This window comes from Altererythrobacter litoralis (assembly GCF_036324225.1).
Taxonomy (GTDB): domain Bacteria; phylum Pseudomonadota; class Alphaproteobacteria; order Sphingomonadales; family Sphingomonadaceae; genus Erythrobacter; species Erythrobacter litoralis_A.
In genome coordinates, this window is the sequence record NZ_JAZDQV010000012.1 from 18,530 (window position 1) to 34,252 (window position 15,723).

General features: G+C 62.0%; 18 protein-coding genes. All 18 read right to left on the minus strand.

From position 1 onward, the window contains the following. Positions 1-13: 13 nt before the first annotated feature. Positions 14-814 (minus strand): 3-(cis-5,6-dihydroxycyclohexa-1,3-dien-1-yl)propanoate dehydrogenase, encoded by an 801-nt coding sequence (hcaB, locus tag VRS74_RS11315; RefSeq protein WP_354145361.1) that lies wholly within the window; start codon positions 812-814, stop codon positions 14-16. A 31-nt stretch (positions 815-845) separates the two neighbouring features. Next, positions 846-2,351, minus strand: coding sequence for an aldehyde dehydrogenase family protein (locus VRS74_RS11320; protein ID WP_354145362.1), 1,506 nt, complete (start codon positions 2,349-2,351; stop codon positions 846-848). Positions 2,352-2,369: 18 nt separating this feature from the next. Further along, the gene (locus VRS74_RS11325; protein WP_082924270.1) at positions 2,370-2,651 is read right to left on the minus strand and encodes a 2Fe-2S iron-sulfur cluster-binding protein; all 282 of its coding nucleotides are present in this window, start codon (positions 2,649-2,651) and stop codon (positions 2,370-2,372) included. Next, a complete protein-coding gene (thmT, locus tag VRS74_RS11330; RefSeq protein WP_066762519.1) occupies positions 2,641-2,877 on the minus strand; it encodes a 2-hydroxymuconate tautomerase in 237 nt (78 codons plus the stop codon). The genes VRS74_RS11325 and thmT overlap by 11 nt, the downstream gene beginning before the upstream one ends. Before the next feature lies 1 nt (position 2,878). Continuing rightward, positions 2,879-3,649, minus strand: coding sequence for a 2-keto-4-pentenoate hydratase (locus VRS74_RS11335; protein WP_354145363.1), 771 nt, complete (start codon positions 3,647-3,649; stop codon positions 2,879-2,881). A 1-nt stretch (position 3,650) separates the two neighbouring features. Then, a complete protein-coding gene (dmpG, locus tag VRS74_RS11340) occupies positions 3,651-4,682 on the minus strand; it encodes a 4-hydroxy-2-oxovalerate aldolase (RefSeq protein WP_010891015.1) in 1,032 nt (343 codons plus the stop codon). Then, on the minus strand, positions 4,679-5,617 hold the full coding sequence (locus tag VRS74_RS11345; RefSeq protein WP_066762514.1) for an acetaldehyde dehydrogenase (acetylating): 939 nt from the start codon (positions 5,615-5,617) through the stop codon (positions 4,679-4,681). Before VRS74_RS11345 ends, dmpG begins: the two co-directional genes overlap by 4 nt. Before the next feature lie 22 nt (positions 5,618-5,639). Continuing rightward, positions 5,640-6,434, minus strand: coding sequence for a fumarylacetoacetate hydrolase family protein (locus tag VRS74_RS11350; RefSeq protein ID WP_354145364.1), 795 nt, complete (start codon positions 6,432-6,434; stop codon positions 5,640-5,642). 4 nt (positions 6,435-6,438) lie between these two features. Beyond that, on the minus strand, positions 6,439-7,923 hold the full coding sequence (locus tag VRS74_RS11355; RefSeq protein ID WP_011906647.1) for a 2-hydroxymuconic semialdehyde dehydrogenase: 1,485 nt from the start codon (positions 7,921-7,923) through the stop codon (positions 6,439-6,441). A 39-nt stretch (positions 7,924-7,962) separates the two neighbouring features. Continuing rightward, positions 7,963-8,394 carry a GlcG/HbpS family heme-binding protein gene (locus tag VRS74_RS11360; RefSeq protein ID WP_010891019.1) on the minus strand — a complete coding sequence of 144 codons (432 nt, stop codon included), beginning with the start codon at positions 8,392-8,394 and terminating at the stop codon, positions 7,963-7,965. Between the two features lie 2 nt (positions 8,395-8,396). Beyond that, positions 8,397-9,320 (minus strand): catechol 2,3-dioxygenase, encoded by a 924-nt coding sequence (locus VRS74_RS11365; protein ID WP_354145365.1) that lies wholly within the window; start codon positions 9,318-9,320, stop codon positions 8,397-8,399. A gap of 19 nt (positions 9,321-9,339) precedes the next feature. Next, positions 9,340-10,191, minus strand: coding sequence for an alpha/beta fold hydrolase (locus tag VRS74_RS11370; protein ID WP_066762510.1), 852 nt, complete (start codon positions 10,189-10,191; stop codon positions 9,340-9,342). Positions 10,192-10,359: 168 nt separating this feature from the next. Continuing rightward, the gene (gene gstA / locus VRS74_RS11375; protein ID WP_354145366.1) at positions 10,360-10,965 is read right to left on the minus strand and encodes a glutathione transferase GstA; all 606 of its coding nucleotides are present in this window, start codon (positions 10,963-10,965) and stop codon (positions 10,360-10,362) included. A 42-nt stretch (positions 10,966-11,007) separates the two neighbouring features. Next, positions 11,008-11,487 (minus strand): aromatic-ring-hydroxylating dioxygenase subunit beta, encoded by a 480-nt coding sequence (locus tag VRS74_RS11380; protein ID WP_354145367.1) that lies wholly within the window; start codon positions 11,485-11,487, stop codon positions 11,008-11,010. Beyond that, complete coding sequence (locus tag VRS74_RS11385) at positions 11,484-12,764, minus strand: aromatic ring-hydroxylating dioxygenase subunit alpha (RefSeq protein WP_354145368.1); 1,281 nt, start codon at positions 12,762-12,764, stop codon at positions 11,484-11,486. Before VRS74_RS11385 ends, VRS74_RS11380 begins: the two co-directional genes overlap by 4 nt. An 11-nt stretch (positions 12,765-12,775) precedes the next feature. Then, positions 12,776-13,768 (minus strand): PdxA family dehydrogenase, encoded by a 993-nt coding sequence (locus VRS74_RS11390; protein WP_354145369.1) that lies wholly within the window; start codon positions 13,766-13,768, stop codon positions 12,776-12,778. Then, entirely contained in the window at positions 13,752-14,249 is a 498-nt protein-coding gene (locus VRS74_RS11395) for an aromatic-ring-hydroxylating dioxygenase subunit beta (protein ID WP_354145370.1), read from the minus strand. The genes VRS74_RS11390 and VRS74_RS11395 overlap by 17 nt, the downstream gene beginning before the upstream one ends. Next, positions 14,246-15,661, minus strand: coding sequence for an SRPBCC family protein (locus VRS74_RS11400; protein ID WP_354145371.1), 1,416 nt, complete (start codon positions 15,659-15,661; stop codon positions 14,246-14,248). The genes VRS74_RS11395 and VRS74_RS11400 overlap by 4 nt, the downstream gene beginning before the upstream one ends. Positions 15,662-15,723 lie beyond the last annotated feature (62 nt).

Consider the following 15,723-nt stretch of genomic DNA (forward strand, 5'->3'; position numbering starts at 1 on the left):
GATTTAAGCCGCTTCAGCCTTCGGGACGCTTGCCAATGCCGATGCCACCATCGCTGAGCAAAACCGTTCCTGTCATGTAGGCCGAGTCCCGACGCGAGGCTAGCAAGGCATAGAGCCCTGTGTGATCATCCGGTTCAGCGATCCGCGCGAGCGGCGTCATCCCGGCAATCATCGCGTCGAGGCCTTCCATGTCCTCCAGGTGGACATCGGCCGTTCCGCCCGCCTTGGTGCCGCCCAGGGGTGTCCTGGTGCCGCCCGGAGCCACGCCGTTGACCCTGACATCGGGGGTAAGTTCCCATGCCAGCTGGCGGATCAGACCAATGACCGCGTGCTTCGATGCCACATAGGGCGTGCCACCGCCGCCGGTATAGAAGCTCGAGGTCGAGGCCGTGAAAATGATGCTGCCCTTGGTCTTCCTGAGTTCCGGGATTGCAGCGCGGGCACCGAAGAAGTAGCCCTTGACGTTGACCCCAAAAATCTCGTCCAGCGTTTCGGAGAGCTTGTCCGGATCCATGTCCGCCAGCGGGGTCATAAAATCCCAGATGCCGACATTGCCGACAAACACGTCGAGCTTGCCGAAGGTAGCCACGGTCGCCGCAATCGCGTTCTGGTTGTCGGAATAGTTGCGGACATCACCCTCAACCACGACTATTTCTTTGCCATGCCGCATGCGCACCATGTCAGCTTGGTCGGCGTCTCTGACCAGGACGCCTACCTTTGCACCTTCTTCGAGATAGCGGGCGACGACCGCCGCGCCGATCCCGGTGGCGCCGCCGGTCAGCAGCGCCACCTGTCCTTCGAGTCTTGCAGTCACATCGTTTCTCCCAATGATCGTTGCTTGCCGATCACTGATCGAACATTCCGGTGCGACCTTCCTGGAGGTTGACCACCACCGACTTGGTCTGGGTGTAGTGATTCAGCACTTCATGGCTGAATTCACGCCCGAAGCCGCTTTGCTTGTAACCGCCCAGCGGCATGTTGGCCTTCAGGTTGTAGTAGCGATTGATCCAGACCGTGCCAGTTTCGAGCTTGCGCGCAATCCGGTGGGCTCGGGCGATGTCCTTGGTCCAGACGCCGCCAGCGAGGCCGTAAGTTGTATTGTTGGCCTGCTTCATCATGTCGTCTTCGTCGCTCCAGGTGATGACGCTGGTGACCGGTCCGAAGATCTCTTCCTGCGCGATCCGCATGGAGTTGTTGACGTTGGTGAACACGGTCGGCTTGATAAAATTGCCATCGGCCAGATCTGCGGCATCCGAGCGGCTGCCGCCGGTCAGGACCTCGGCCCCTTCCTCGGTGGCCAGGCGCAGGTAGCTTTCAACCTTGTCGAATTGCATCTTCGATGCCTGGGCACCCAGCTGGGTCGCCATGTCGAGCGGATCCCCCTGTCGGATCCCTTCCAGCGCGGTCTTGAACTTGGCCAGGAACTCGTCCTGGATCGACTCGTGCAGGAACAGGCGCGAACCGGCCAGGCACACTTCGCCCTTGTTGAGGACGGTCGACATGGTCGCGCTTTCCACCGCCGCGTCGATGTCGGCATCGCCGCAAACGATATGTGCAGACTTGCCGCCGAGTTCGAGCGTCTGCGGGATGATGTTGGCCGAGGCGTACTGGATGATCCGGCGCGCAGTCGCTACTGACCCGGTGAAGGCGACCTTGGCGACATCGGGGCTGGTGACCAGCGCCTCGCCCACGTCCGCGCCATAGCCGGTGACGACGTTGATCACACCCGGCGGCAGCAGATCAGCCATTTCCACGAAGAATTCAATCACCGAAAGGCAGACCGTTTCGGCCGGCTTCAGAACGACAGTGTTGCCCGAGGCCAGCGCGGGCGCGATCTTGCACGCCATCATCAACATCGGCACGTTCCATGGGATAATCTGCGCGCAGACGCCGAGCGGTTCGCGGTGGACGATGCCGATCGCGTCGGGATAATCGAGCGTCTGGCCATGCAGGCCATAAGCTGCACCAGCGAACAGTTCGAACTGGCCAATTGCCTGCGGCATGTCGAAGAACATCGATTCGCGCATCGGCTTGCCGTTGTTGAGCGTTTCGAGCGTTGCGTAGTGCGAATGACGCGCCTTCAGGCGGCGTGCGATTTCGATCAGGATGTCCTGACGCTCGTTCGGCAGACTCTGCGACCATTTGGGAAACGCCGCCTTGGCGGCGGCGATTGCCCGCTCGATGTCCTTAGCGTTGCCGGCCTGAATCTTGGTCAGCACCTTGCCCGTCGAGGGGTTGAGCAGATCGATGGTCTTGCCGCTGTCCCCGGCGACCCATTCGCCGCCGATATAGTGGCCGTACTCGGACTTGATTCCGTATTCGTTGTCTGCACTCTTCAACTGCGTAGCCATCACAATTCTCCCTTCAATTCATGAAACTTCGATCAGTAGGTTATCCAATGGGTAGAGCCGACAGGCGAGCGCATAGCCTTGGCGCAGGTCTGCCGCGGAAACTTTGGCGGCGCTCATCTTCCCTGTCCGGTACTTGCCTTCGACGACGCGAACTCGGCAAACTCCGCAACCACCACCGCGACATCCAATGCTTATGTGGTCAGCCCCTCTACGTTCCATCGCGGTCAGTACGCGTTCATCCCCCCGGCAAGGGAACTGTCCGCCACCGACCAATGTGATTTGATGTGAATCAGCTGTCATCCGACCAATCTTCTTCGACCTTGACTTGCTTCGCACCGGCGGCCTTGGCTGCAAGACTCTGCCCGCCTACCGCGAAATGGGCCGGCGCCATTTCACGCAGGATTACCCGAACCGATTCCCGCGGCGCTCCAATCGCGTCGATGGCCGCGTCGGTCAGCGCCTGGATCAGTCGTTCCTTGGCTTCGGGCGGACGCCCTTCGAGCAGGTTGACCTCAATGATCGGCATGTCAGTCTTCCACCTGGAACATGACCGCGCCGAGATTCTGCACTGTCGTCCGCACAGTCTGACCCGGTGCCAGGTTGGGCGCTGCGGTAATGCCCCCCGCCATGACGATGTCACCGGCGTTGATCTGTTCGCCCGCTTCGGCAACCAGCCGGGCCGCAGCAACCAACGAACGGATGGGGTGGCCAAGGATCGCCGCGGTCGACCCGACCTGTACCACTTCGCCATCGATTTCGAGGATCACGCCCAGATTCGAAAAATCGATCCGGGGATCGTGCCAGGATCCGATCACCAGCCCCGACGAGGAAGTGTTGTCGGCGATCACGTCTTCCAGCGCGAACTTGAAATTCTCGTATCGGCTGTCGATGATCTCCATTGCAGGGGCGATCGCCTCGACCGCCGCCAGTGCTGCGGCGGCCGTCACCTTGCCGACCAGAGGTGCCTTCATCAGGAAAGCCACTTCGGGTTCAACCCGGGGATGGACGTAGCGAGCGCGCGACATGGCCGAGCCCTCCTCGATCAGCATGGCATCGGTCAGCCGCCCCCAAGCCACCTCATCGACACCGACCTGCTGCATCTTGGCCCGGCTGGTCAGCCCCATCTTCACGCCGATGCGTCGCTCGCCGCGCGACAGGCGTCGATCGACCGAGAGCTTCTGCACCTGGTACGCCTCGGTAACGGAGAACTCCGTATTTACAGGCGTGATCTGCGGCGTAGCATTCGCCTCGCGAGCAGCGGTGTCGAGGGTTTCGGCGTAGCGTGCAAGCCTGTCCATCTCAGTTCGCCTTGGCTTTGATCAGATCAAGTGCAACGTCGATGATCATGTCTTCCTGGCCTCCGACCATCCGGCGGTTGCCCAATTCGACGAGGATCTCGCGGGTATCGATTCCGTACTGTTCCGCTGCCTTTTCCGCATGGCGCAGGAAGCTTGAATAGACGCCTGCATAGCCCAGGCTGAGCGTCTCGCGATCGACCCTCACCGGACGGTCCTGAAGCGGGCGTATGATGTCGTCCGCCGCGTCCATCAGCGCCATCACGTCGCAGCCGTGCTTCCAGCCCTTGCGGTTGGCCGCGGCGATGAACACCTCGAGCGGCGCGTTGCCGGCGCCCGCGCCCATCCCGGCAAGGCTGGCGTCGATCCGCACCGCGCCGGCCTGAGCGGCGACGATCGAGTTGGCCACGCCCAGCGACAGGTTGTGGTGCGCGTGGATGCCGCGTTGGGTTTCAGGTTTGAGCACCCGGTCATAGGCTTGGAGACGTGCAATCACGCCATCCATGTCGAGCGCCCCGCCGCTGTCGGTGACATAGACGCAATGCGCGCCATAGCTTTCCATCAGCAGCGCCTGCTGGGCGAGCGCCTCGGGCTCGATCATGTGGCTCATCATCAGGAAGCCCGATACGTCCATGCCCAGATCGCGCGCGATGCCGATGTGCTGCTTGCCGACGTCGGCCTCGGTGCAGTGGGTCGCGACCCTGACCGAGCGCACTCCCATCGAATAGGCCCGCTTGAGTTCTTCGGCGGTGCCGATACCGGGCACCAGAAGCGTTGTCAGCACCGCGTTCTTGATTACGTCGGCGGCAGCCTCGATCCAGTCCCAGTCGGTATGGGCGCCAAATCCGTAATTGAAGGTCGAACCGTTCAGGCCATCGCCGTGCGAGACCTCGATCGCATCCACCCCTGCCTCGTCAAGCGCCTTAGCGATCGTGCGGACGCTGTCGGTGCCATACATATGCAGGATGGCGTGCATCCCGTCGCGCAAGGTCACGTCCTGGATGTAGAGCCGATCAGATGTTGGATCAAAGGTCATGCTGCAGTCTTTTCCATATGAGTCTTGGCCAGGCTCTCGCCTGCCGCCTTGGCGGCAGCGGTCATGATGTCGAGGTTGCCGGAATAGTTGGGCAGATAATCGCCCGCGCCCTCGACCTCGAGGAACACGCTGGTCTTGAGTCCTTCGAATTCACCGTAGCCGGGGATATTGAGCGGCCGGTTCGAACCGAAGCGTTCGAACTGTACTTCCTGCTTGAGCCGGTAGCCCGGCACGTACGACTGCACCCTTGCAATCATAGCCAGGACCGAATCGCGCACCTTGTCCTCATCGACCATTTCCGACAGCGTGAAGATCGTATCACGCATGATCATCGGCGGTTCGGCGGGATTAAGGATGATCACAGCCCGGCCCTTGGCCGCGCCGCCGACAGTTTCGATCGCCCGCGCCGTTGTGCGGGTGAACTCATCAATGTTGGCACGGGTGCCGGGACCGGCGGAGCGCGACGAAACCGACGCGACGATTTCGGCGTAGTGCACCTTGGCGACCTGCGAGACCGCCGCGACGATCGGGATCGTCGCCTGCCCACCACAGGTCACCATGTTGATGTTGCGCACCGCGGCATCGACCGCCGGGTTGACCGGGGGAATGGTCGCCGGGCCGATCGCGGCCGGGGTAAGGTCGACCATCAGCTTGCCGTCACGGGCGAGGATTTCGTCGTGCGCCTTGTGCGCATAGGCCGAGGTCGCATCGAAGGCGATGCCGATATCGGCATATTGCGGCATCCGGCACAGGCCCTCGATTCCTTCGTGGGTCGTCGGGACGCCGCGTTCGCTGGCCATCGCCAGCCCTTCGGAGGCCGGATCGATTCCGACAACCGCCGCTAGCTCCAGTGTATCCGAACCCTTGAGCAGCTTGATCATCAGGTCGGTCCCGATATTGCCGGAGCCGATAATTGCGCACTTCATCTTGGCCATTTGACCAGCCTCCAATTTAAATTCAGTCAGCGGCGAACGCGGCGCGGACCGTTCCGATTCCGTTGATCCGGGCTTCGATCACATCGCCGCGCGCAACCCCGGCCATCGGCCCGAGCGCGCCCGACAGGATTACATCGCCTTCGAGTAACGGACGCCCCGCTTTGGCCATCACCCGCGCCAGCCACAGCGAGGCGGTGATCGGGCTGCCCAGACAGGCGATCCCGGCACCGACCGAAATCGGCTCACCCTTGGCTTCCATGACCATGCCGCAGCTGCGCAGATCGAGCCCGTCGAGCTTGCGCGGCACCGCGCCGAGCACGAACAGCCCGCTCGAGGCATTATCGGCGATCGTGTCCCAGATCTTGATGTCCCAGTTTGCGACGCGGCTGTCGACGATCTCGATTGCCGGAACGACATATTCGACCGCGCGAATCATTTCGGCGGTCGTCATGTCGGGGTGGGGCAAATCCCGCCCAACGACGATCGCAATCTCGGCCTCAACCTTGGGCTGGATCACCTGGTCGAGCGACACCGGGATGCCTTCCGGCACGTCCATGTCAGCGAACAGCATCCCATAGTCGGGCTGATCCACCCCAAGCTGGCGCTGGACCGCGATCGAGGTCAACCCGATCTTGCGGCCGACCAGGCGCCGTCCATTGGCGAGGTAGTGCTTGGTGTTGGCTTCCTGCACGGCATAGGCGGCTTCGACGCCACCAGCCGAAATCAGGTCGCGGATCGGGCTGACAGGCTTCCCCGTTTCGGCCGCGCCGCGCAGGGCCAAGGCCGCTTGTTCGATAGTCTTGGAGTCAATTGTCATCGTCTTACAGCTTCACGCAAATGTTGGTGATCTCGGTGTAGAATTCGAGGCTGTGCACCCCGCCTTCCCGGCCGATGCCGGAATGGCCGGACCCGCCGAAAGCCGTGCGCAGATCGCGCAGGAACCAGGAATTGACCCAGCACACCCCCACGTCCATCGCCGCCGCCACGCGGTGTCCGCGGGACATGTTTTCGGTCCAGATCGAGGCGCACAGGCCGTAAACCGTATCGTTTGCAAGTGCGATCACCTCGTCCTCGCTGTCGAACGGCACGATACCGCAGCACGGTCCGAAGATTTCCTCGCGCATCACGGTATCGCCGTGGGCGACGTCGATCCACAGCGTCGGTTCCACGAAGAACCCACCGGCTTCCGCGCCCGAGATTTCGGGAACGCCGCCGCCGGTGACCACGGTGGCCCCGTCCTCGACCGCACGGCGATAGTAACCCAGCACTTTCTCGCGGTGCTCGGCGCTGATCAGCGGGCCGAGATAGGCGCGATCACCGGTCACGCCCGGCTTGAAGCCCTGCGCCGCCGCCGCCATCCGCGCCACGAAGGCGTCGAAGATCGGTCGTTCGACATAGACCCGCTCGGTTCCGAGGCAGACCTGCCCGGTGTTCAGGAAGACCGAGCGCGACAGACCCTCGACCGCCTTGTCGAGGTCGGCATCGGCGAACACAATCGCCGGGTTCTTGCCACCGAGTTCGAACGAAATGTCGCGAACGCCGATCGCGGCCTTCTGCATGATCGCCTGTCCGGTGCCGGTCTCGCCGGTGAAGGTGATGGCATCGACATCGGGGTTGGACGTGAGGAATTCGCCGGCCGAACCCGGACCGAATCCGTGGACGACGTTGTAGACACCCTTGGGCATGCCCACCGCGTTCATTACTTCACCCAGCAGGGCAGCAGTCCGAGGCGTTTCCTCGGACGGCTTGACCACCACGGTATTGCCGCAGGCCAGCGCCGGGCCAACCTTCCAGGTCATCAGCAGCAGCGGGAAGTTCCACGGGCAGACCACCGCGACCACACCCTTGGGCTTGCGCACGGTATAGTTGAGCGCCTGGCCGCCATCGGGGGTCGATGTGTTGAAGCTTTCGCCCGGCATTGTCGAGACGACATCCGCGAACATGCGGAAGTTGGCGGCCCCGCGCGGAATGTCGATATGGGACGCGACATGGCGCGGCTTGCCGGTGTCGGCCACTTCGGCAGCCAGGAAATCATCCGCTCGGCGTTCGATCTCGGTCGCCACGGCGGCGATCAGCTTGACCCGCTCGGCTGTGGTCATCTTGCCCCATGGCCCGGTAAGCGCTGCCTTGGCCGCAGCCACGGCGTCTGCGACGTCGGCCTGGCTTGCTTCGTGCACAACCCCGATCGCGGTGCCGGTGGCCGGATTGACGTTGGGAAACGACTTACCCTCGCTACCTTTGCGATAGGAGCCGTCAATGAAGTTCAGGATAGTTTCGGTGACCGGAGAGGAGGAAGTTGAGGTCATTGGTGCATAATACCTAAGTTGGCCGGAGGCCATGGTGCGTCAGAATTGCCTTGCGCCGATCGCAGCGAGACCGGCGTTGGCGTATTCGACGTCCATCGCTTCGCTCCCGCCGGAAACACCGATCGCACCGACGAATACACCGGCGATTTCGATCGGCAAGCCGCCGCCGAACATTGCTAATCCCGGCTGCGCGACGATTCCGTCGCGCAGGGCCGGATTGCCGGAAACCATCGCATAGAGATCCGGCGTCGGGACGCGGAAGCTGGCGGCGCTGTAAGCCTTATCTTGCGCGATCTTTGCGGATGGCGAAGGGGAGCCGCTGGCGCGGACGAACGCGACCAGATCTCCCCCGGCGCCGACCACCGCGGCAACGACCGGACAGCCCGCCGCCGCACCCGTGGCAACGGCGGCAGCCGCTGCCTTGAGCGCCAGTTCGTGGCCTACCGTCCGGACCGAAACCACCCCGTCCATGATCAGGTGTTCACCGTCATGAAGCGGTCGTTCAGCGCCTTTTCGTAGTAGAAGATCGCCTTGCCAGCGCTCTCTGCCTGCCACATGCGCTGCGGATTGTCGGGATAATAGATGTAACCGCCGCTGAAGGTTTCGTTGCGGTTACCCGAGGGATCGAAGAAGTAGATCGTCTGGCCGCGGGTGATCCCGTGACGCGTCGGCCCGATATCGAGCGAAATGTCGTAGCGGCTGATAATGTCGGCTGCGTGACCGACGTCGTGCCACGATTCCAGATTGAACGACGTATGGTGGATCTTGCCGTCTTCGGGATAGTGGAGGAAGGCGACGTCATGCGCCTTGTTGCTGCAGCTCAAGAAAATGCCTAGGCGGGTGCCGCTGCCCTCATCGACCAATTCCTCGGTCACCGAGAAATCCAGCGCATCGACGAAGATTTTTGCGGATGCGGATATGTCCACGCCATTCAGTGCGCAGTGATCGAATCGGGTGGCACGCATCCCGCGTGGCTCAACCACCCAAACATCCGGGTTCTTGGTCGCCGGACCGGTGGCCGAAAGTTCCATTTCGGCGTAAAGTTCGAACACATGCTCTGTGGGCGTATTGAACCTGATCTTGCGGCCAACCCCTGGATCTTCGCCAGCCGGGACCACATCGACATGCACACCCAAATCGAGCAGGCGTTCCGCGAAGTGATCGAGATCTGAATCCTTGGCGACCTTGAAGCCCATGACGTCCATGCCGGGATGATCGGCCTCGCGCAGGATGATGCTATGGCGATCGAATTCGTCAAACGCCTGGAAAAAGGCGCGGTCGCCGTCGCGATTGACCAAATTCAAACCAATCCGATCCCGATAATGGGAAATGGCTTCGTCCAGGTCGAGAACCCTGAGTTGCACGTAACCAGGACGAATGACACCTGTTAGAGCCATGACGTTTACTCCTCTCCGATCAGGCCTTGAGGCCACTTTTAAAGAACTCTGCGACAGTCCGATTGAAACTCGCCATCCGCTCGATCTGGACCCAGTGGCCACATTCGGCAAAAAGGTGGAGGTCGGCCCGCTTCAACAACGTGGCGAGGCGCACGGTCGAATCCAGCGGGATCACCTGATCGGCAATCCCGTGCAAAATCAGGGTTTCGTGCTCAATCGCGGCGATGTCTTCTTCGCGGCTGGCGAGCATCGCCACGTTGGCCTGGCGGTCGGCGCCGCCGAACGTTGCATGATAGGGTTCATGTGCTTCGGGCCGGGCGCTGGCGACATAGCGCGACTGAATCAGATCCTCGGTCAGGCGGCTGTGATCCCAGGCAAGGTACTTGAGCGATTCGCGCATCGCTTCGACCGAGGGTTCATAGCCCCAGACCTTGTCGAGCGCAGGGGTAATCGGAAAGTTGAGCCCTGCAGGTCCCATCAGAACGGCGCGCTCCACCCGATCGGGGTGGGCGATCATGAACGCCAGCGTGATCCCGCCGCCGAAAGAATTGCCGACGATCGAAACCTTGTCGATGCCCAGACCGTCGAGAAAGCCGGCGAGCTGATCGACCCAGACCTGCTTGTCCTCGATCCGGCCCTTGCTGTCCGAATAGCCGAAGCCGAACATGTCGGGCGCGATGACCCGGAAATCCTCGGCGAGGATCGGCATATTCAGCCGCCAGTTGGCCCAGGCTGTCACACCGGGGCCCGATCCGTGGACCAGCAGCACCGGGTCGCCTTCGCCGACGTCGTGGTAATTGGTCGAGCTTCCGCCGACAACCAGCGATTTGCCAATTTCCGGACGGGTCGTGTCCAAAGTCGCGTCTGCCATGCTGTCCTCCGATCCTTTCCCGCCTCGATGATTTTGCATTCGGCTGGACCTGGACGCCGAATCGCCGTCTCTGTCGCCAGCAGCCTCATCCATTGCACTATTTGAAACGCATTTGCAAATGAAGAACGACGTGGGCGACGGCAATCGCCGCCGCCCCGCGCTCTTCGATCAGATGAGACCTTCAGCCTTGAGCGCCGCCCCCACCGCTGGCCGCTGCGCAATCCGACTGCAATAGGCGCCCAGCGCGGGATAGGCGCTCATGTCGATCCCGACATGGGCAGGCCAGCCCAGCATCACGAACAGGTAGATGTCGGCCACGCTAAAATCGGCGCCCACATAGTGCTCTTTGCCGGCAAGATCCTTATCGAGCGCGGCCAAGTGATGCTTGACTGCGGTCGTAGCGGCTGCCTTGGCTTCATCGCTGGTGCCGGGCGTAAACAGGGGCACGAAGGCCTTGTGGAACTCCGAACCCAGGAAGCTCAGCCGGCTGAGCAGGCGGTACCGGTCCATGGTGCCGTCGCGCGGCGCCAGGCCGGCTTCCGGCTTCTGGTCGGCGATGTAAAGCAGGATCGCGGGATTTTCGGTCAGGGTTTCGCCGCTGTCGAGGGTCAGCGCCGGAACCTTGCCCGACGGGTTGACGGTTAGGAAGTCCTCGCCGGTCTCAACCTTGCGGGTCGCCAGATCGACCTTCACCGCATCGAAAGTGGCGCCGGTTTCGCGCAGGGCGATATGCGGAGCGAGCGAACAGGCACCAGGGCTAATGAACAGCTTCATGGATAGTCTCCTTCTGGGGAAAACAGGAAATTAGGGATTGGCTCAGATCGGGGTCGCCAACAGCGTGGCGATGCGCAGCGTGTCATAGATGCAGGTCCGGCTTTTCAGTCGAACGGTTCCACCGCTAAGATCGAACCGATCGACATATTTGCCGGCATTGTAGATGCGCGTCTCACCATCGTTGCGGGTCTGGAACACGACGTAGCTGGCTTCAGCCGAAACCTCGTCGCCTTCCACGCCGGTGATTACCGCGCGCCCGATCAGGTGGCGGTTGAAATGTTCGGGGAACACGTTCGCCTTGCGCAGCGCGACCACCCGATCGACCAGCATCGCCCTGCTGTCGCAATACATCACCGCCGCCGGCAAGCCGTTATCGACATTTTCGCGCGCAATCACCTGGTAAAGGCAATCATCCACGAACAGGTCGGGCCATTGCTCCAACCGGTCGTCGTCAAGGCACAGTCCATAGGCGGCGTTGAAATCGTCAATCGAACCTTGAACGTTTTCGGAAGTGGCGCTCATGCCCGGCCCTCCGCTGCGAGATCGGCCAGGGCATTGCCCATCAGCCCGAGATAGCCCTTCCAGAACCCCCGCACCGAATTTTCATCCATGCCCATCGGCGCGTAATACTGGCGCACGTCGTCGCCGCCCATTTCGACGAAGCTGCGTTTGCCTTCGGCGCCGATCGTCCCCTGCTGGCACAGCTCCACCGCTTCTCCGTCTTCCATCGAGATCAGCCCGGATGGCCCAACCAAATTAAGGTTGCGCAGCCGGTGGCGGGTCGTTTCCTCGTCGTCGTCGGCGTAACCGAAATAGGTCCAGACCAGCTCGGTCCTGTCGGTCCCGTGGGGCACGATCTGCCTGGTGGCGAGGGTGTTCTGGATCTGCTGGACAACGACAGACGGGAAGATCGACTGGATGTGCAGTCCGACATCATCAGCGATCTCCGGGCGGAATGCCAGCAGGCGCTCGTCCTGCAACTTGGCCTCACCCTGCATCTCGCGGTTGGCCTCGTCACCGAACGAGTCGTAATCGACATCGCCCTTGGGCTTCGACACCGTGAACACGTTGTGGAAGCCTTCTTCCGAAAGCTCGCCTGCACTTTCCTGGCTCTGACGGTATATGCCGAAGGTCGGATAGAACAGGTGAAGCAGTGCCCCGTGATAGCTGTCACGGCTGTTTTCCGAATAGAGTTTCCAGTTGCCGGCCATGAACTGTCGCGCATAACCCAGCACCTTGACCGGACGCTGGAAGACGCGAGAAATATACTTGCGCATCAACGGACCGAGAAAGTCTTCAAGCGGGGCAATGGACGGACTGAACGTGCCGAACACCATGCCTGCAAAGGATTCCACTCGCAGCCTTTCCAGCGAATGCTCGGCTGGATCGAAATCGGCCTGGTACCCGCCCACGCCCTTCAGCCCGCGCCGGAACGGCACGCCGACGAGCGCGCCGGTCGCGTCGTAGGCCCACTGGTGATAGACGCAGACGAACGCCCCGTCGGCCTGGTTACCACGCAGCGAGCGGCACACGGTTGCGCCCTTGTGGGCGCAGCGATTTACCCAGGCATGGATGGTGCCATCGGTTGCCCGCGTCACCACCACCGGAGTATTGCCGACATGGGTCGAACGGAAATCGCCGCTGTTGGCCAGCTCGGCTTCGAGGCCGAGGTAGCACCAGGTCTGTCCGCGAAAGATGTTTTCCTGTTCGGCAGTGAAGATCGCCTGGCTGTGATAGACTGCGTAATCGACCGCAGTCGGCTCCGACCCCGCAGCGACAGGCATGGTTTTGGCGTTCATGTTCTTTCCCCCTAAGCTTGTTCGAAACCCTGGCCTGAGGCCAGACGCCCGCAGGTGCGCATCGCGCTCAGCATCATCGCTGCATCGGCTCTGCCGGTTCCGACAATGTCGTAAGCCGTGCCATGCGCGACCGACATGTGCAGGTACGGTGGCCCCATGATGATGACGCTGTTGCCCGAAAAGCCCCAGGTCTTGACAGCGATGTGACCCTGATCGTGGAACATCGCGAGGACCATGTCGTAACGGCCCTCGATGCACTGGCGGAAGACCGAATCGGGCGCGATCGGCCCTTCGACATCGATGCCCCTTGCCCGCGCCGCTTCAATCCCAGGCGCAATTTCAAGGCGATCCTCGTCGCCCATGGCATGTGGGTTGAGACCGGCAACCGCGATCCGCGGTTGGGCGATGCCCCACGATTGCATGGCCTCGTGCAATTGCCCCACCGCCGTGGCGACGAGATCGGCTGAAATGACGTCGATCACCTGGCGCAGCGACATGTGGTCGGTCAGGTGCGCAACCCTGAGCGGCCCGGTCAGCAACACCAGATAGCTTTCGCCCGGGGTCGGACTGATGACCTTGTCGAGCTTCTTGGCCAGCTTCAGCGAGCCGGTGCTGATCGGCCCCATGATCGTCGCCGCGAAGGAGCCGTCGCGCGCCAGCGCGTCGAGCTCGTCAAGCCATTGCGCGGTGGCGTGCCCGGCGGCCTCGGTGTCCTCGCCCAGGGGCAGAACGCCATCGGGCAGCGCGCCGGTATCGATGACGTCGATGATCGCGGGATCGTCGCTGGGTTTTTCGAAGCTGCGCATCACCCGCAGCCGTGCCTTGATGCCAGTGAAATCGAGCGCCCGCTCTACCGCCGCAGCAGAGCCGACCAGCATGGGGATCGAATCCGAGTGGACGGCACCGTCGGCCAGCGCCCTGACCGCCACTTCCGGTCCGATCCCGGCGGGATCGCCGATCATCGTCCCGACGACGGGGCGCCTCCGCTCAGAGGCTGTAGACATCGGCTATTTCTTGGAACAGGTCGGTGACGACAACCGTCTTCTTGCGGCGGATCACGAACGTATCATCCCGAGGTTCGAGGTCATAGAAGGCCCACCCGCTGAGCGTGGAGACTTTGCCTTCCAGCACCGAAACCGTGGTCCACGACGTCCGCGCATGCACCTGGCCATCGCTCTCGTCAGCAGACAGCAGGGAGAACTGGTGAACCGTGCGTGGCTGCGGCGTGCTCGCCGCCGAGCGCCGGGTCCTGATCCGGAACACCCGATCTTCAAGCCCGCCCCGGTTGGGATAGTAGATCAGCGAGACTTCGTTCTGCGGATCCGCAGTCGGCCGTTCGTGATCGTCCCAGGCTGGAACCCAGTATTCCGCCTCTTCGTGATAGAGCGCCAGCCAGGCATCCCAGTCCTTGTCGTCAAGCGCCATGGCTTCCTGACCGATGAAGCGGGAAACCGCCAGCCAGCGCGAATGGAATGCGGTCATCATGCCTTCTCCTGCGAACGCTCAAGGAAGGCGGCAAGCTCGCTGCACTCGCTGTCGATGGCCTTTTCCATGAGCGTGAGCCACTCGTCATGGATCGCCACATAGAGGCCTTCGTCGGCAACCGCCGGGCTGCTCAGCACCACATTGAAATCGAGCGGCTCGCCGAACTTGCCCGGGCCGGTGTCCCAACGCGTCGAACCGCGCGACATCTCGTTGTAGCGGCCTTCGCCGGCGGCAAAGCCGGTCTGGCAGTTGTTGAATTCGGTCAGGTCGTCCGGGGTCGCCATGCCGGTCGAATTGAAGAAATCCTCATACTGACGCAGCCGCAGGGCCCGCGCCTCGGCGCTTTCGCCGACCGGGGCGATGCACACCGTGCTGACTTCGGTCTCATCCACGGCTAGCGGCTGGATGATGCGGATCTGAGTGCTGGTCTGGTCCATCAGGAAGACGTTGGGAAACAGCTGCAGGTTGCGGATGCGCTTGTTCATCCACTTGGCCTTTTCGGCGCCGTAGGACTCTTCGAGCCAGTCGACGATCTCGAAATTGGGGCGATCCATGAAGTTGGCATAGTCGGCCCACAACACAGTGTGTCCGTTGTGGAACGAGAACGACCCGCCATCGCGCGCGGTGAAGCCGTCGAAGCTAATCGCCTTGGTTTCGTTCTTCGAAACGCCTTCGACGCGGCGCTGAACCGTCATGAAGTAGTTGGCGTGCGTGGTCATGACGTGATAGCCGTCGAGCCCGTTCTCGACCTGCATCTTCCAGTTGCCGTGATAGCGGTAGCGGTTGGTTCCGGGCAAAACTTCCATTGCGCCGGACTTCGACTGGTCCACCAAGATATCGATGAAATCCCGCGCGCCGGCGAGGTGATCGACCAGCGGGACGACATCGGCGGAGAGGCTGGCAAAAATGAAGCCACGGTAGCTTTCCACCCGGGCGACCGGCTGAAGCCCGAAATCAGCGCGATTGAATGCCTCCGGATAGCCCCCGATGCTCTCATCGGTGACGTCCAACAGGTCGCCCCCGGACGAGAACGTCCAACCATGGAACGGGCACATGTGGTTGCGCTTGTTCCCGGCCCGCTCGCGGCAAATGCGCGCGCCACGGTGCGAACACGCATTGACGAAGGCTCGGACCTCTCCCGTCTTGTCACGGGTGACCAGGATAGGAACGCGCCCGATCTTGGTCGTGATGAAATCGTTAGGTTTAGCGATCTGGCTCTCATGCGCCAGATAGACCCAGTTGCGCTCGAAGATGTACTTCATCTCGAGCTCAAACAGCGCAGCTTCGGTGAAAGCGGCGCGGTCCAGCTGGAAGATCCCGCGCTCGTGATCCTTCTTGAGCCAAGCGCGCATGCGCTCTTTCAAGCCCTGCAAGTCGGCAATCCTGCCGCCGATTTTCTCAGTGAGTTCCATCAATCCTCTCCCGTTCTGTGCGTCGGGCACCCAATACCTCCGCGAATCAACCGCAGATCGCA

What these genes read in the sequence shown, in the direction of transcription:
- VRS74_RS11320 (WP_354145362.1), bottom strand. Translation starts at nt 2,351, where the DNA reads ATGGCTACGCAGTTGAAGAGTGCAGACAACGAATACGGAATCAAGTCC.
- VRS74_RS11325 (WP_082924270.1), bottom strand. Translation starts at nt 2,651, where the DNA reads ATGACAGCTGATTCACATCAAATCACATTGGTCGGTGGCGGACAGTTC.
- thmT (WP_066762519.1), bottom strand. Translation starts at nt 2,877, where the DNA reads ATGCCGATCATTGAGGTCAACCTGCTCGAAGGGCGTCCGCCCGAAGCC.
- VRS74_RS11335 (WP_354145363.1), bottom strand. Translation starts at nt 3,649, where the DNA reads ATGGACAGGCTTGCACGCTACGCCGAAACCCTCGACACCGCTGCTCGC.
- dmpG (WP_010891015.1), bottom strand. Translation starts at nt 4,682, where the DNA reads ATGACCTTTGATCCAACATCTGATCGGCTCTACATCCAGGACGTGACC.
- VRS74_RS11345 (WP_066762514.1), bottom strand. Translation starts at nt 5,617, where the DNA reads ATGGCCAAGATGAAGTGCGCAATTATCGGCTCCGGCAATATCGGGACC.
- VRS74_RS11350 (WP_354145364.1), bottom strand. Translation starts at nt 6,434, where the DNA reads ATGACAATTGACTCCAAGACTATCGAACAAGCGGCCTTGGCCCTGCGC.
- VRS74_RS11355 (WP_011906647.1), bottom strand. Translation starts at nt 7,923, where the DNA reads ATGACCTCAACTTCCTCCTCTCCGGTCACCGAAACTATCCTGAACTTC.
- VRS74_RS11360 (WP_010891019.1), bottom strand. Translation starts at nt 8,394, where the DNA reads ATGGACGGGGTGGTTTCGGTCCGGACGGTAGGCCACGAACTGGCGCTC.
- VRS74_RS11365 (WP_354145365.1), bottom strand. Translation starts at nt 9,320, where the DNA reads ATGGCTCTAACAGGTGTCATTCGTCCTGGTTACGTGCAACTCAGGGTT.
- VRS74_RS11370 (WP_066762510.1), bottom strand. Translation starts at nt 10,191, where the DNA reads ATGGCAGACGCGACTTTGGACACGACCCGTCCGGAAATTGGCAAATCG.
- gstA (WP_354145366.1), bottom strand. Translation starts at nt 10,965, where the DNA reads ATGAAGCTGTTCATTAGCCCTGGTGCCTGTTCGCTCGCTCCGCATATC.
- VRS74_RS11380 (WP_354145367.1), bottom strand. Translation starts at nt 11,487, where the DNA reads ATGAGCGCCACTTCCGAAAACGTTCAAGGTTCGATTGACGATTTCAAC.
- VRS74_RS11385 (WP_354145368.1), bottom strand. Translation starts at nt 12,764, where the DNA reads ATGAACGCCAAAACCATGCCTGTCGCTGCGGGGTCGGAGCCGACTGCG.
- VRS74_RS11390 (WP_354145369.1), bottom strand. Translation starts at nt 13,768, where the DNA reads ATGTCTACAGCCTCTGAGCGGAGGCGCCCCGTCGTCGGGACGATGATC.
- VRS74_RS11395 (WP_354145370.1), bottom strand. Translation starts at nt 14,249, where the DNA reads ATGATGACCGCATTCCATTCGCGCTGGCTGGCGGTTTCCCGCTTCATC.
- VRS74_RS11400 (WP_354145371.1), bottom strand. Translation starts at nt 15,661, where the DNA reads ATGGAACTCACTGAGAAAATCGGCGGCAGGATTGCCGACTTGCAGGGC.